The sequence below is a fragment of the Thiorhodococcus mannitoliphagus genome (genome assembly GCF_010915725.1).
Taxonomy (GTDB): Bacteria; Pseudomonadota; Gammaproteobacteria; order Chromatiales; family Chromatiaceae; genus Thiorhodococcus; species Thiorhodococcus mannitoliphagus.
Genome location: NZ_JAAIJR010000019.1, coordinates 1 through 12658 on the forward strand (window position 1 = coordinate 1; position 12658 = coordinate 12658).

15 protein-coding genes are annotated in these 12658 nt (G+C 63.1%); 8 read left to right on the forward strand and 7 right to left on the reverse strand.

Translation table 11 applies throughout. The features are described from left to right. Positions 1-852: 852 nt before the first annotated feature. The 3 genes from G3480_RS06410 to G3480_RS06420 all read right to left on the reverse strand — a co-directional run bounded on the left by G3480_RS06410 (position 853) and on the right by G3480_RS06420 (position 2374). The gene (locus tag G3480_RS06410) at positions 853-1116 is read right to left on the reverse strand and encodes a hypothetical protein (RefSeq protein ID WP_164652872.1); all 264 of its coding nucleotides are present in this window, start codon (positions 1114-1116) and stop codon (positions 853-855) included. A gap of 63 nt (positions 1117-1179) precedes the next feature. Next, positions 1180-1437 carry a hypothetical protein gene (locus tag G3480_RS06415; protein ID WP_164652874.1) on the reverse strand — a complete coding sequence of 86 codons (258 nt, stop codon included), beginning with the start codon at positions 1435-1437 and terminating at the stop codon, positions 1180-1182. Between the two features lie 475 nt (positions 1438-1912). Next, complete coding sequence (locus G3480_RS06420) at positions 1913-2374, reverse strand: cytochrome P450 family protein (protein ID WP_164652875.1); 462 nt, start codon at positions 2372-2374, stop codon at positions 1913-1915. A gap of 333 nt (positions 2375-2707) precedes the next feature. Here G3480_RS06420 and G3480_RS06425 point away from each other — a divergent pair, with 333 nt between their 5' ends. The 4 genes from G3480_RS06425 (at position 2708) to G3480_RS06440 (ending at position 5251) form a co-directional block, all read left to right on the forward strand. Continuing rightward, positions 2708-3262 carry a DUF427 domain-containing protein gene (locus tag G3480_RS06425; protein ID WP_164652877.1) on the forward strand — a complete coding sequence of 185 codons (555 nt, stop codon included), beginning with the start codon at positions 2708-2710 and terminating at the stop codon, positions 3260-3262. Next, positions 3262-3852, forward strand: a complete 591-nt coding sequence (locus tag G3480_RS06430; protein WP_164652879.1) for a hypothetical protein — start codon at positions 3262-3264, stop codon at positions 3850-3852. The genes G3480_RS06425 and G3480_RS06430 overlap by 1 nt, the downstream gene beginning before the upstream one ends. Before the next feature lie 261 nt (positions 3853-4113). Beyond that, entirely contained in the window at positions 4114-4767 is a 654-nt protein-coding gene (locus G3480_RS06435) for a 3'-5' exonuclease (RefSeq protein WP_164652881.1), read from the forward strand. After that, a complete protein-coding gene (locus G3480_RS06440) occupies positions 4760-5251 on the forward strand; it encodes a hypothetical protein (RefSeq protein ID WP_164652883.1) in 492 nt (163 codons plus the stop codon). Before G3480_RS06435 ends, G3480_RS06440 begins: the two co-directional genes overlap by 8 nt. On the opposite strand, the gene G3480_RS06445 is transcribed toward G3480_RS06440, so the two are convergent. Beyond that, positions 5186-5809, reverse strand: a complete 624-nt coding sequence (locus tag G3480_RS06445) for a DUF4184 family protein (RefSeq protein ID WP_164652884.1) — start codon at positions 5807-5809, stop codon at positions 5186-5188. The two genes, G3480_RS06440 and G3480_RS06445, sit on opposite strands and share 66 nt — an antisense overlap. A gap of 305 nt (positions 5810-6114) precedes the next feature. Here G3480_RS06445 and G3480_RS06450 point away from each other — a divergent pair, with 305 nt between their 5' ends. The 4 genes from G3480_RS06450 (at position 6115) to G3480_RS06465 (ending at position 9268) form a co-directional block, all read left to right on the forward strand. Beyond that, positions 6115-6561 (forward strand): DUF29 domain-containing protein, encoded by a 447-nt coding sequence (locus G3480_RS06450; protein WP_164652886.1) that lies wholly within the window; start codon positions 6115-6117, stop codon positions 6559-6561. 178 nt (positions 6562-6739) lie between these two features. Further along, positions 6740-7126, forward strand: coding sequence for an HPF/RaiA family ribosome-associated protein (locus G3480_RS06455; RefSeq protein ID WP_164652887.1), 387 nt, complete (start codon positions 6740-6742; stop codon positions 7124-7126). 64 nt (positions 7127-7190) lie between these two features. After that, on the forward strand, positions 7191-8195 hold the full coding sequence (locus tag G3480_RS06460) for a hypothetical protein (protein WP_240905631.1): 1005 nt from the start codon (positions 7191-7193) through the stop codon (positions 8193-8195). 380 nt (positions 8196-8575) lie between these two features. Then, positions 8576-9268, forward strand: coding sequence for a DUF2202 domain-containing protein (locus G3480_RS06465; RefSeq protein WP_164652891.1), 693 nt, complete (start codon positions 8576-8578; stop codon positions 9266-9268). Positions 9269-9409: 141 nt separating this feature from the next. Here G3480_RS06465 and G3480_RS06470 read toward each other — a convergent pair whose 3' ends face one another. From G3480_RS06470 to G3480_RS06480, 3 genes are read right to left on the reverse strand one after another with little or no spacing between them, the layout of a single operon-like run. Continuing rightward, entirely contained in the window at positions 9410-10744 is a 1335-nt protein-coding gene (locus tag G3480_RS06470) for a sigma-54-dependent transcriptional regulator (RefSeq protein WP_164652893.1), read from the reverse strand. A 10-nt stretch (positions 10745-10754) separates the two neighbouring features. After that, positions 10755-12323, reverse strand: a complete 1569-nt coding sequence (locus G3480_RS06475) for a sensor histidine kinase (RefSeq protein ID WP_338114076.1) — start codon at positions 12321-12323, stop codon at positions 10755-10757. Next, the gene (locus tag G3480_RS06480; RefSeq protein ID WP_164652895.1) at positions 12313-12645 is read right to left on the reverse strand and encodes a hypothetical protein; all 333 of its coding nucleotides are present in this window, start codon (positions 12643-12645) and stop codon (positions 12313-12315) included. Before G3480_RS06480 ends, G3480_RS06475 begins: the two co-directional genes overlap by 11 nt. Positions 12646-12658: the final 13 nt, after the last annotated feature.

Consider the following 12658-nt stretch of genomic DNA (forward strand, 5'->3'; position numbering starts at 1 on the left):
GTCGGATCAGTGTCCGCTTTCAGCTCGGAATGCTGTCCGCTTTGACGTCGGATTGGTGTCCGGTTTGGATCGGAATAGGTGTCCGGATTCGGCCGGAATACTCAAGCACCCACGGATGCCGAGAGGCTCGGTCAGATCACGCGCTGAGCCATCATCACCATGAGCAGAGTGCGCTCGGCGCCCTCCCCCAGGTTGAGGACCCATTGTAGCGCCAGCCGAGCCCGGTCAGGCCACTGCGGATCCGGCGGGTGGCCTCCATAGCCCTTTGAGGATGTGTCCGTCGGTCCATCTTGCCGCCGGCAGCCTCGTTGCTCACCCAGTATAGGTCGGTGACCTCGGGCGCGACTGGGATCGCAACTGCAGTGATGGCTTGATCACAACAATTCGCCGCTAGCCGGCCCTCGCCGTCGAAGATTCTGAGCACAACCGGATAGACGCCGAGGCTGCGGCGATTGTCGGGGGAGAGGCGATAGTCGAGGTGTTGCCAGGCACCAGTGATGCTTTTGGCTCGGCCGATCGCTGGAATCGAGCGCCAAGGCGTCGAGTACCGTCCAGCTCAGGGGTGCCGGCGTACTCAACTCCCAGAGTCAAGCCGCCGGCATTCAAGAACGGGCCTTGATTATCGGACCGCATAGTCGGTTGCGTAGGCGCCGCGCATGGTTCAGGCAAGGCGCGACTCGTTTTGGATTGGTGACGCAGGTCCTGCACTCAGCAAGATCCTGCGTCCATCCCGACCGTTCGAGCAGGCCCTTAGAAAGTGTCCATCAATTGTTTCCCGATGCGAGCGATGCCGCCCGAAATCCCCCCTACCCCCCCTTTGCGAAAGGGGGGAAGTTGTTGATGGACGCTTTCTTAGAACAAGGAGACCTGGCCGCTGATGCCGTTCTGCGTCTGGCTCGAGCCGACGACGTTGAACCCGCCAATCGCATTGCTCTGATCGACGGCGACGGCTTGCTCTTGGGCGAGCAGGTGGGTGCCGAGGTCGATCTCAGGCGCATTGACGATGCCGAAGAAGGCACTGGCGTAGTCGCCCGCGAAGGCGAAGCCGCCGCTCACACCGCTCATGGCGTCCTCATCGAGGGTCCGGTCAGCAGTCAGGTCGGTGATGCTCAACATGGTATTTCTCCTATCGCTTTTCAGTTTGTAGATCAGATGCTTCGGGGCTAGCTGGATGCTGGGTTAGGCGACCTGACCGGCGATGCCGTTCTGGGTCTGATTCGAGAACACCAGGTTCAGTCCACCGATGTTGCTGGATTGGTCGACGGCAACACCTTGGCTCTGCAGCAGGGCATGTGTGCCGAGGTCGATCTCGGGGGCATTGACGATCGCGGTGCCGAACAAGGAATCGAAATCGCTCATGGCGAAACCGCCGCGAACATTGGTCATGGCCACTGCGTCGAGGTCGTGGCTAAGGGTCAGGTCAGTGATGTTCAGCATGATGTCTCTCCGAATGTCTGTTGAATGGTTCTGAAGTCATCGCGCTCTTGTTGCGCTTGCCAGGGTTATTGCAGCTGCTGTGCCAACTTTCGAGAAAGGACCGAGAGACCAGGTGGGACGAAGCTTCGGCGGATGTACCCTGAGAGGGAAGCGATGAAAAGGGGTTATTCTGTTTGCAAGCAGCAGACAGAGAAGAGAAAAGTGTTGGCAGGAATCAGCACCAAGCCGTGAGCCTGGTTATCCCCGCCCCCTGTGATCAGGACTGTGGATAAGCTGTGAGTGACGACGCCAAGATGTGGTCAGCCTTCACGAAGCCATCCTCTGATCGAGGTTTGACCACCGGATCGGCGTGGTCGATTCGGCCGGGTAGCGTCTATCGGCGGCCGTCCTCAGCGCCGCCCCCGCCCCATTCACTCTAGGGCGTGATTAGCGCAGCCTGACCAGAGGCGCCAGCGGCCAGCTGGCGCCCCTGGATCTACTGGGTCCATCTCAAGGAGGGTGGACCTTGCGGGATATCCTCGAAGCTGTCGCCCTTTGCGGCGATGGTGAACTGCCGGCCCGCCTCGGGGCCGCTGGCCTTGGGGTCGGGGTTGAGATAGGCGACTCCCATCCAGCCCGCGGCCAGGAGGTCTGGGGCCTTCAGCCCCGCAGAGCCCTCGCCCAAGGCATCCTTGCTCGCAGCGTAGGCGCGCACGACGATGGTGTCCCCTGGCGTCACCCGCACGGTGGAGCGCAGCACCGAGATGACCTCCATGCGATAGAGCACCTCGGAGCGGTCCCCTTGCCCTGGGGGTATCTGCACCTCTAGCACGCGCACTTCAAGCGCCGCCGCCGCGCCCGCCTTTAGATCCTGTCCCGCCCAGGTATGCCCCGATTGGAGCAGGAATAAGCAGAGGGCCGCGACGGTGACGATTCGAGCCGAATGGATCTGGAACATGGCAATCTCCGCTGCAGTTGACGCCATCCACCGCAGTCTTGAGCAGGCCGCGATAGATCCCACTTCCAGTCTAGTCCAGCGGTCGCGGATCTGTGCTCGCAGCCGCCCCCCCAGCCGGACCCGCTGGACGCCGACCACGACCTTCATCGACGCGGAGCCGGACCTCTCAAGGCATCGCCCTCCTGTCCTGCCATGACCTGGAGCGCACGACCCTGAGGGAGGTGCAGCGGGTCGAGATCATGATCTTCCGAAGGCGGTTCGGACATTCGCGAAGAGTAGGCTGAACAACCACTGCCCGCCGTGCCTAAGGCGGGCGCCACCGTGGAGGGGAACATGGCCATTGATCAAGACACACTCGAGCGTGCCCGTGCCGCCTGGAGGTTCCGGGGTCAAGAGCGCCCGGACTTCGCGCAGACGCCCGCCGAGGGACAGGAATCGGTCTGGGAATATCCGCGCCCGCCAATCTATGTTCCGGATGCGAGGCTGATCGAGGTCTACGCTGGCGATGCCCTGCTCGTCCGGACCCATCACAGCATTCGCGCCCTGGAAACGGGTAGTCCGCCGGCCTTCTATCTGCCGCCCGATGCGCTCAATCAGAGGATGCTGACCCCATCAAAACGCCGCTCTGTCTGCGAGTGGAAGGGCGAGGCGGAATATTTCCATGTGCAGACCGGCACTGGGGTCATCCAAGATGCCCTGTGGCGTTATCCTCAGGCGTTCGACGCAGCGGCCTCCATTGCGGGCTGGTATGCGTGCTATCCCTCACGGCTAGACTGCTTCGTCGCGGGTGAGCCGGTTCGTCCTCAGGCTGGCGGCTTTTATGGCGGCTGGATCACTCAGGATGTCGTGGGACCCTTCAAGGGCGAGCCAGGCACTGGGCATTGGTGATGGACGAGGCGCCGGGTGGGGCTCAGACAGGGACAGGCGCCGATCTTCGCTGCGGCGCTTGGTGGCTCTGGCCCCCGCTGGCCGTGGCGCTGCTGGGCATCGCCAAATGGCTGGAGCTTCGGTACTCGCGGATCACCCTTGACTCGAACAATGCGCTGCCAGCATGGCTCTATCTCGGGGCTCTACTCGCCTTCGTTGTGATCGCCCTGCCCGCGATCAGGCAAGCAAGAACGGCCCTGGAAGGCGCTGGAGCCACTAGGATCGGCTGGCCGCAGATGAAGTGCATTGTGCGCGTCTTCTCGCTGACCCTGCTGATTTCAGCTGTCGTCTTGATCTGTCAGCATATCCCCTACGATGCCCAAGACAGCCTTCAGATCCGGGTGCGGGCTCAGAATATCGCCGACATCAGACAAGGCGGCTCAGCCCGATTCTGGCGTCTGACCACCGATTCTTGGCGCGGTCGCCCGAGTGAGCGCTTTTCGGCCCAGCAGCCAAACCTCATCAACGTGAAGACGGGTGACCTTGTCCCGATCAGGCTTGCAACTGACGTCTTTGGTCGGCGTCGGGTCCTGGCCATCGTCAGCGAGTGAAGGCATCGCGATCTCGGATCCAGATGCGTTGCGTGCTCGCCGCATCCTCGCGGCGGCACAGAGGACAACCGCCATCGTCGAGCAGGCGCAAAGACGGTTCGGTGTCATTGCATGCTGGGTTGGACTCGGACATCGCAAAGCCTCTAGAGATAAGCTGCGGAGTGGTATCGTGCGAGCTTTGGGGCGGGCGTCGCGGCATAGAACGCACCAGGCCGGTATCCGCAAGGCTCACGCAATGAGAACACTGGGGTGATCGTGCTGATGGAAACCATGGCTGTCATCGACTTCGAGACCACTGGGCTGATGCCTGCGTATGGGGATCGAGCAACTGAGATCGCCGCTGTCCTGGTGCGCGACGGGCAGATCGTCGATCGCTACCACAGCCTGATGAACACAGGGCACCGCATCCCGCCCTTCATTGAGCACCTCACCGGTATCACCAACGCCATGGTCCGCAAGGCCCCGCCCGCCGAGCAGGTGATGGCCGAGGTCGCGGACTTCGTCGGTACCCTGCCCCTGGTGGCTCACAATGCCAGCTTCGACCGCAAGTTCTGGGATGCCGAGTTGGAGCGGATCGACCGGCGGCGCAGTCAAGACTTCGTCTGCTCCATGCTGGTGGCCAAGCGGGTCTTTCCCCAGGCGCCGAGCTACAAGCTCGGGGCGCTGATCGACCTCGCCGGTCTCCCGGCCGCTGGACGGGCGCACCGCGCACTGGCAGACGCCGAGATGGCCACGCACCTGACGCTGCACCTGCAGCGGGAGCTGATGCAGAGATTCGGGCTTTCGAGCGTGCCCCACGCCCTGCTTGGCCGGATTCAGAAGACCCCCAAGAACCAGCTGGAGCAATGCGTGAAACGCTCGATCACGTCCACTGGACGCCCTGTGTCCGCCCCCATGAGGTGCTCCGATGTCTGAACAATCGAGATCCGGGAGCGCACCCATGCTCCTGCGAGAGGTGCTGCGAGCGGCGCTGTTGACGAGCGCCCTCCTCTTGCTAACAACGGGACTCAGCCTGGCGGATCCGGTCACAGACGTCGCGACGGTGCTCAGAGAGGTCCGCCAGGACCAGCCGCTGCCCGAACTCCTCTATCTGCAGCGAGCCGCGCCCATGAATCCCGACAGCGGCTACTTCAAAGGCCGCTATGGCGCGATCGACATCAGTGTCGAGACCCACCCGGGCAGCGATCGCGTCGCCGCGATCCTGCTCGAGATTCCGGGACCCGATCGGACACGCCAACTCCTGCCCGCCGTTTCAGAGGTGCTCGGCCCGCCGTCCTCCAGCGACCCCAGGCACGGGATCTATGGATGGGAGTGGCCGGAATTCCGCGCAGCCTCATTGCACTATGCGACGGCTGGTGGAAACGCGGGACTGACGGTCGTCTCGATCTTCTACCGCTGACCAAGCGTTTCGACACCGGACACGGCCGCTGGCGCTGGACTGACGCCGCCCGCGATGCCAAGCCCGGACGGTCCAGGCGATCAGGCCCACCAGCCCCGCCACCAGGCATCCGACCCTCAGCGACTCCCCGGACACGGCAGCCAACCAGCCGTTGACCTCAGACCAAGGCGCCAGCGGCGTCAGGTCGGCATGCATCAGGCTATCGAGCCAGACATGCGAGAGGGTGCCAAGAAAGGCGCCCATGAGCACCGGCAGGCGCGAAAAGTCTTCCGGAACGATAAGCCAGGGCAATCGCACCCACTCGACTTCACGATTCCAGCGCCGCAGGATGGGTCGCCCAAGCAGAGGCGTGATGACCGCGACCGCCAAGGCGATACCGAGCGCGGCCAGGTAGGTGTGGGTCGGACCGTGCAGCCGTTCGGCACCTGTCATCAAGCCCAACAGCGGCTCGATGTCCATGGCGACCTGGGCGAGGCCAAAGGTCAAGAAACTGAAGTGGCGACCACCGAGGGCCTTGAGGGCAAGGCCAGGTCCGAGATGCAGCGGGGTGAAGGGCATGTGCTCAAGATTCCGTCGACGAGGGACGTGCTGAATCATAGGCCCTGTCAGTCTGCACCCATCGCGGAACTGTCACCGAGCGGGCGATCATGGAATCGGAAGCAGGAAGCAGACGCTTAGAAAGCGTCCATCAACAACTTCCCCCCTTTCGCAAAGGGGGGTTAGGGGGGATTTCGGGCGGCATCGCTCGCATCGGGAAACAATTGATGGACACTTTCTTAGAACTGAGCCCGAGCCATCGCCTTTGGCCTAAACTTCTCTCAGGACCAATCTTCAGGTTATACCACCCTCGCTGGGAGGCGCGAATGTCACTCAAGACCTACGACGGCGACATCATCGTCTGGGCCAACGAGCAGGCGCGGCTGTTGCGTGCCGGGGCCTTTTCCCAACTGGATGTCGAGCACATCGCGGAGGAGATCGAGGACGTGGGCAAAAGCGAAAAGCGCGAGCTGGCCAGCCGTATGGCCATCCTCCTGGCCCACCTCCTGAAATGGCAGCATCAGCCGCAACGGCAAGGCAAGCGCTGGCAACGGACGATCAAGGAACAACGCAACGCGCTGGCGATCTGTATCAAGAAGACACCCAGTCTGAAAGCAGCATTGAATGATGGGGATTGGTGGTCAGGCGTCTGCTCGGATGCCGTTGCCAAGGCATCCGATGAAACAGGTTTGGACGATTTCCCCGAATCCTGCCCATGGACAGTGCAGGAGATTCTGGACGCTGCATGGCTTCCCGCGTCGCCCGGAGTCTGACTGGGATGCTCCGACAGCGGGCGAAAGAGATCACCGCAGCCGCCAAGCGCAGCATCGCGTCGCCGCGTGACCGCAGTCGACTCGCGAACCGGCTGATTCGAGTGCAGAATGCGCTCGCGGCGGAACCGCTGTCGTTCGTACTGACAAATCACAACTGAAGCAGGATGAGGAGAACAGCATGCAGGTCCGAATCAATACCGATCGTCATATCGAAGGTCACGAACGACTGACCGCCTGGGCCGGTAGCGTCGTGGAGCAGGCGCTGAGTCGCGTCAGCGACCGCATCACGCGTGTGGAGGTCCATCTCAGCGAGACGAACGCCGACAAGAGCGGTCAACAAGGCCAGCGATGCATGATGGAAGCCCGTCTCGAAGGCCGCCAGCCGATCGCTGCGACGCACCAGGCCGCGACCATGGACCAGGCCGTCAAGGGTGCCGCGGAGAAGTTGAGCGGCGCGATCGAGAGCATCATCGAGCGACAGCGCGATCAGCGTCGTCGTCCAGCTGCCCAGCTCCCAGAGGAAGTCACACCGCCAGAGGAGGAGACACCCCCGGACGAGCAATGAGCCGATCGCCTAAGGCGATTGACAGAAATCGCCTAAGGTCCGATCAACCCTTCCGGGACCCATGATGTTCTTTCGATCACTCTTCCATGATGGTGGCGACGCTCCGGGACGCTACCCCAAGTCGCAGATCGAGGCTGCCATCGAGCGCGCGGTGGACGGCACGGATTCACGACTGCGGCTCCTATCCGGCTACCGCAAACGGCTTCTCGAGCCTGTCGTCACGGCCCTCGACCACGCCGTCGCACTGGTGGACGAACTCCCCGAACCCTTGATCGCCGCGCGCGAGCGCTATCACGAAGAGCCTAAGCTGTCCGCCGTCTTCGCATCCGCAGAATTCATGTTGGAGCAGTTTGGTCGAGACAGGGTGCTAAGGAACTTCCTGGCCGGTCCCGGACGCTACGCCACGCAGGTCACAACGCTACTGCGAGCCGAAAGGATCGAGAAGCACGTCCTGGGGCGGGATCTGGTCGACGGCCAGATGCGCCGCGACGTACCCCAGGTCGCGGTCAACTTTGCCGGACATCACCTTGTGGACCCGTCCGCAGACGAGCTTGAGACACGCCGCTTGCTCAAGCAGCGCGCCTTCGATCAAGTCGTGACGCTCGCCCTGGCGCGCATCGCCTCGGCTCAGGTGGAGCGTGTGGATCTCGCGCGGCAACGCGACCTCCTCAGGCGCAAGCTGGATGCGCTGGAGCGCGGCGATCTCAGCTTCCAGCCGCCGCAAGCAGGGTTTCACGATCGGCGGAGCCTGGTTGCCGAACTCGAGCGGATCACCCATCAGCTGCACCGATTGGGGACTGAGGACAAGGTGCTTCAAGTCCATCTGGAGATGGTGGCCGAGGTGCTGATGGACGCGGGTCGCCAGCTTTGGAGCCGGGACATCAGCCTGCATCTAGACGCCATGAACATCGAACGCCATCCTCGCGATCCCTCCGGACACCGCATCATCCTCCGCGAACTGCATACCGCACAGGGCCGCCCGGCCATCCTCCTGCTGCTCAAGCTGACGCCTTCCGACCTCCCACCGCCCGAGGACTTCCTGACCGCTGCGGAGCGCTATCTGCGCTGAGCATCGCCACAACGACCCAGCGCACTCGGACAATCCTCGGCTAGGCGTCGATCATCGTTTCGTTGCGCCAGTCGTCTTCCGCAGGGTGGACAAGCGCAGCGCAGTCCACCAACGCCGACGCGGGATTCGGTGGACTTCGCGCTCGCTCGTCCACCCGGCCCGACTGATGACCAAGTCCCTCGGCTACCTCAGAACGCATCCCACAGATGCGCCAAGGCCCAGGCTCGACATTTTTGTCGAGACCAACGCCACTTGTCGAACCCGCTTCGACAAAGCCCCCGCAAGCGCTTGATGTCGATACCGAAGCCCTATGGCATGAGAGCTGCTTATCAACACTGGGCATCATCCCACTGGGCATCATCCCAAACGAGGAGAAGAAGATGAGCAGTAAGACCAACATTCTCGCCATTGCGCTGACTGGAGCCTTGGTTGCGACGCCTGTTTTTTCGAAGGGTCCGGGCGGTAACCCGACCGGACCAATCGCACTCAGTGACCTCAACTTCGAAGAGGAGAGCACACTCCTCTTCATGCGCGAAGAAGAGAAGGTTGCTCGAGACGTCTATATCCAGCTGAACGAGGCATGGGGTAAATACAGCCCCGTGTTTGCGAACATTTCCGAGGCTGAGCAAACCCACATGGATGCGGTGAAAGCAATGCTGGACAGATACAACCTTGAGGACCCAGTCGGAGACAAGGCAGTCGGCAGTTTCTTCGACGACGACCTGCAAGTGCTTCACGACGATTTGCTCGCCGACGGACTGGCCTCCTACGAAGCAGCGCTGAACGTGGGTGGATTGATCGAAGAAGTGGACATCGACGATCTCATCGCCGCTATCGAGGAAAGCGACAACGAGGATCTCGACAAGGTTTACGGCAACCTATTGAGAGGCTCCTACAATCATCTGCGAGCCTTCGTCGCCGAACTCGCGCTGCTCGGGATTGCCTACGACAACACTGTCCTGGATGACGACGATTTCAACGCCATCATCAACGGCGAAATGCAGGCCGGTGGCCAGGGCAATGGCGCCGGCGGCAAGGGCAATGGCACCAGTGGCAAGGGTGGGCGCCGCTGAGCAAGATCGCGGATAGCATCACGTGCTCCGGCTTGAGCGAGGGAGCACGCAGATTCCGCGTCGCGAGGAGTCCGGAACCACCACTCCCCTCCGCCTGGATCCAGCATGGACGCTTCCCAAGTCCAATCGCAGGATCCAGGTTCAATCCTTCGGCCGCTGCAAGCCATGCTTGCCCATCTTGTACCTCAATACCCGCTCGCTGATGCCGAGCCGTTCCGCAGCCTGGGTTTGAACCCAGTCGACCTGCGCGAGCGCGGCGCTCAGCATCTCACGCTCCATGGCGTCGAGGCGCTCCTGCAGGGCGCCTTGGTGCACCTGGGGCCCCTGCCGCACCTCCTCGGGAAGATCCTTGGGCTGCAGAACGGTGCCGCGGGCAAGTGTCAGGCTGCGCTGGATGATGTGCTCCAGCTCACGCACATTGCCCGGATAGTCGTGGCGAACGAGCAGATCCATGGTCTCCAGGCCGACACGGGTGGGCCGCCTGGCGTAGCGCTTGAGAAAATGCGCGACCAGCTCGGGAATGTCCTCACGGCGCCGACGCAGCGGCGGCAGCTCGACATCCAGCACGTTGAGGCGAAAGAAAAGATCCTCACGAAAAGCGCCGGTCTCCGCCATGGCGCGCAGATCGCGATTGGTGGCTGCGATCACGCGGGTATCGACCGCGATGTCCCGCTCACCACCGACGCGATGAATGCGCTTCTCCTGCAACGCTCGTAGGAGCTTGGATTGCAGCAGAGGCGGCAGCTCACCGACCTCGTCCAAAAAGAGCGTGCCGCCCCGTGCCAGCTCGAAGCGACCGCGGCGCTGACGGTCGGCACCCGTAAAGGCACCCTTCTCGTGCCCGAACAGCTCGCTCTCGAACAGATTCTCTGGAATCGCGGCGCAGTTGACCTCGACGAAGGGCGCATCCGGCGTCGGCCCGAGCAGATGGATGAGCCGCGCGATCAGTTCCTTGCCGGTACCCGTCTCGCCCTGGATGAGCACGCTCCAGGGGCTGTCGGCAACACGCCGTGCGACGGACAGCGTCTCCTGCATGCTCGGACTGGAGCCGATGATCTCCATCGGAAGAGGCCCGGCAGCCAAGGTCTCGGCCACTTCGGCGACGTCGTCTGCAATGTCGAGATCCTGCTCGATCTGCTGGATCTTCTCGAGCAACTGGGTCAGATCGATCGGCTTCTCGAGAAAGTCGTCCGCCCCAGCCTTCATCACCGTCACCGCAGTGCCGACCTCCCCATAGGCCGTGATCATGATGACTCTTGCCAGCGGATTGCGCGCCTTAATCTCGACCAGCAGCGCATCGCCCATAAGGCCCGGCATCCGGTGGTCGATCAGCGCGAGCTGGGGATGCTCGCGCTGAAACAGCACCAGGGCCTCCTCACCATCCGCGGCAGTGGACACCGCATAGCCTTGCTTCAAGAGGAAGCCAGCCAGCAGCTCACGCTGCATCGGCTCATCATCGGCAATGAGTATCTTCATCGTCTTGGTCTCATCCGTTGGCCGGCATTGGCATCCAGACCTCCGCGGTCAGCCACCCCGGCCTTGGGACGCGCAGGCGCAGATCTCCGTCATGGGCGCGGAGGATGCGTTTACAGATGGCCAGCCCCAGCCCGGTGCCGGTCGGCTTGGTCGTGAACCAGGGCTCCGAGAGCCGCTCGACATCGCTGACCTCGGCCGAGAGTCCCGGATTGCTCAGGGAAAGCAGCACCTGCCCAGCCTCCCGCGCTCCCTGCACCTGGATGCACTCCCCCGAACTGACCGATTCCAGCGCATTGCGCAGCAGATTGTCCACGACCTGCCGCAGCAGGTCAGGGTCGCCGTCCACCCAGAGATCAGAGGGGAGATCCAGCTCAAGGGCGATACCTGAGTCCAGAATGCGCGCCTGATAGAGGCTCAGCTGATCCTCGACGAGCGCATTCAAAGCGACAGGTAGCCGCCGTGGCTGCACCGGACGCGCGAAATCCAAGAGCCCGGTCACCGTGCCGTTGGTCCGCTGAACCGCCTCGCGCAGGAGCGCGACGAGCCGGCGGTGCTCTGAGTTCAGACCATCCGCCTCGAGCTGCAGCCGCTGCAGCCCCATTGCCATCGCGTTGAGGGGATTACGGATCTCATGTGCGATGGCCGCCGCCGCCCTGCCGAGTCCGGCCTCTTCGCGCTGCACGGATAGTCTGCGCTCATAATCCAAGAGCTGACGCTCATGGGCCCGTTGATGATGGTAGAGGAGCCAGGCGCCGAGCACACCAGAGAGCGCCAGCATCACGACGAAACCGAGAAACTCCCACCAAAGCCGCTCGCGCATTGCCAACAGAGGCCCGGCATCCAGGTCGAGGAGCAGCAAGGAGCCGTCGATCATGGCAGTCGCCTGCGCAATGGTTTCGCCCTGTCGAGTCTGACGCAAAGCGACGCTCGGCGGCTCGCCCTCCGCCGCCGCGCCGTCTCCCCCTGCGGCGCCCTCGACCAACTTCACCTTGAGCACAGCCGGCAGCTCCTGCACGGCTTGCAAGGCACGGGAGACGCCTATCGCCTGCTCCAGTGCCTCGATCTGTCTGCTGCCCATGCCCACCAAGATGCAGCCCTCACCGGCCTGGGACGGCACGCCGAGCAGGATCTGGTGCGCCGACTCCAGACGGATGAGGCGACCGAGCTGCGAGCAGTCGAGGGGAAGGTTGGCGTGCCCGTCCTCAGGCCCTTGGACGATCCCGTCCGGGCGCTGGATGCGAATCATGGACAGCCCGGCTTCCTGAGCGAAGGCGGCGAGTTCATCGGCGCGAAAAGGTGCGATACCGTCGAGATAGCCCACGAAACGCGCCGAGCTTTCCAGGAAGCCCGTCAGGATGGTCTCGGTCGCCTCCTCGGCCAAGCGCGCGCCACGCGTATGCAGCACCACGGCATCCGCCAAGAGCCGCGAGTGTTCGCTCGCATCCTCCAAGAACACCCGCTGTGCCTGCCGCGTCTGCAGGAAGAACCAGGCCAGCACCATGGCAAAGAGCAGACCGAAGACCAGCAGATGCCCGATCCAAGGGGCCGGCAGACCAGGTCGACGCGGTTCAGCGACCACCGCGCCCACCACCACCAAAGCCGCGCTCAGCACCGTACATGAGACGCGCCCGCACCCCGGTGCGATCAGCGCCCGAAAGGTCCGTCTGCAACGGTGACAGACGCGCCCCCAGACTGACCCCGTCGGGTCCAGATTCGCGTCCGGGCCAGACGCGAACCAGACTCCCCGCCTTGACGCCTTGCGGCAGCCCTGCCGCGTCGACCAGAAGGATCATTCGCGGTGCGGCGACCTCGGCCTGGGCGTCAAGCGTCAAGGTCACGCGATCACCATCGATCGATAGCACCCGCGCCAGCACAGGCTCCGCCGCCTCTACCGCAAGCATGCTCGCCGCCAGC

What these genes read in the sequence shown, in the direction of transcription:
- G3480_RS06410 (WP_164652872.1), bottom strand. Translation starts at nt 1,116, where the DNA reads ATGTTGAGCATCACCGACCTGACTGCTGACCGGACCCTCGATGAGGAC.
- G3480_RS06415 (WP_164652874.1), bottom strand. Translation starts at nt 1,437, where the DNA reads ATGCTGAACATCACTGACCTGACCCTTAGCCACGACCTCGACGCAGTG.
- G3480_RS06420 (WP_164652875.1), bottom strand. Translation starts at nt 2,374, where the DNA reads ATGTTCCAGATCCATTCGGCTCGAATCGTCACCGTCGCGGCCCTCTGC.
- G3480_RS06425 (WP_164652877.1), top strand. Translation starts at nt 2,708, where the DNA reads ATGGCCATTGATCAAGACACACTCGAGCGTGCCCGTGCCGCCTGGAGG.
- G3480_RS06430 (WP_164652879.1), top strand. Translation starts at nt 3,262, where the DNA reads ATGGACGAGGCGCCGGGTGGGGCTCAGACAGGGACAGGCGCCGATCTT.
- G3480_RS06435 (WP_164652881.1), top strand. Translation starts at nt 4,114, where the DNA reads ATGGAAACCATGGCTGTCATCGACTTCGAGACCACTGGGCTGATGCCT.
- G3480_RS06440 (WP_164652883.1), top strand. Translation starts at nt 4,760, where the DNA reads ATGTCTGAACAATCGAGATCCGGGAGCGCACCCATGCTCCTGCGAGAG.
- G3480_RS06445 (WP_164652884.1), bottom strand. Translation starts at nt 5,809, where the DNA reads ATGCCCTTCACCCCGCTGCATCTCGGACCTGGCCTTGCCCTCAAGGCC.
- G3480_RS06450 (WP_164652886.1), top strand. Translation starts at nt 6,115, where the DNA reads ATGTCACTCAAGACCTACGACGGCGACATCATCGTCTGGGCCAACGAG.
- G3480_RS06455 (WP_164652887.1), top strand. Translation starts at nt 6,740, where the DNA reads ATGCAGGTCCGAATCAATACCGATCGTCATATCGAAGGTCACGAACGA.
- G3480_RS06460 (WP_240905631.1), top strand. Translation starts at nt 7,191, where the DNA reads ATGTTCTTTCGATCACTCTTCCATGATGGTGGCGACGCTCCGGGACGC.
- G3480_RS06465 (WP_164652891.1), top strand. Translation starts at nt 8,576, where the DNA reads ATGAGCAGTAAGACCAACATTCTCGCCATTGCGCTGACTGGAGCCTTG.
- G3480_RS06470 (WP_164652893.1), bottom strand. Translation starts at nt 10,744, where the DNA reads ATGAAGATACTCATTGCCGATGATGAGCCGATGCAGCGTGAGCTGCTG.
- G3480_RS06480 (WP_164652895.1), bottom strand. Translation starts at nt 12,645, where the DNA reads ATGCTTGCGGTAGAGGCGGCGGAGCCTGTGCTGGCGCGGGTGCTATCG.